1 protein-coding gene is annotated in these 654 nt (G+C 69.9%); it reads left to right on the forward strand.

The genetic code is table 11. The annotated features are described in order from the left end of the window. Positions 1–654: NADP-dependent phosphogluconate dehydrogenase (locus QK440_RS41250; RefSeq protein WP_282798396.1), on the forward strand; the 654-nt coding region annotated here is incomplete at its 5' end.

Consider the following 654-nt stretch of genomic DNA (forward strand, 5'->3'; position numbering starts at 1 on the left):
GGCGACGTCGTGGTGGACGGCGGGAACTCCCGCTGGACGGACGACGAGAAGCACGCCGCCGAGCTCGCCGAGCGCGGCATCGGCTTCGTCGACTGCGGTGTCTCGGGCGGTGTCTGGGGCCTGCAGAACGGCTACGCGCTGATGTACGGCGGTGACGAGGAGAACGTCGCCAAGGTGCAGCCGGTCTTCGACGCGCTCAAGCCGGAGGGCGACTTCGGCTCGGTGCACGCGGGCAAGGTCGGCGCGGGCCACTTCGCGAAGATGGTCCACAACGGCATCGAGTACGCGATGATGCAGGCCTACGCCGAGGGCTGGGAGCTGCTTGAGGCGGTGGACTCGGTCACCGACGTGCGTGAGGTCTTCCGCTCCTGGCAGGAGGGCACGGTCATCCGCTCCTGGCTGCTCGACCTGGCGGTCAAGGCGCTGGACGACGACGAGCACCTGGAGCGGCTGCGCGGTTTCGCGGCCGACTCCGGGGAGGGCCGCTGGACGGTCGAGGCGGCGATCGACAACGCGGTGCCGCTGCCCGCGATCACCGCGTCGCTGTTCGCCCGGTTCTCCTCGCGCCAGGACGACTCGCCGCAGATGAAGATGATCGCCGCGCTGCGCAACCAGTTCGGCGGCCACGCGGTCGAGTCCAAGAGCGAGCACTGA

The organism is Streptomyces sp. CC224B (assembly GCF_030010595.1).
Classification (GTDB): domain Bacteria; phylum Actinomycetota; class Actinomycetes; order Streptomycetales; family Streptomycetaceae; genus Streptomyces; species Streptomyces longispororuber.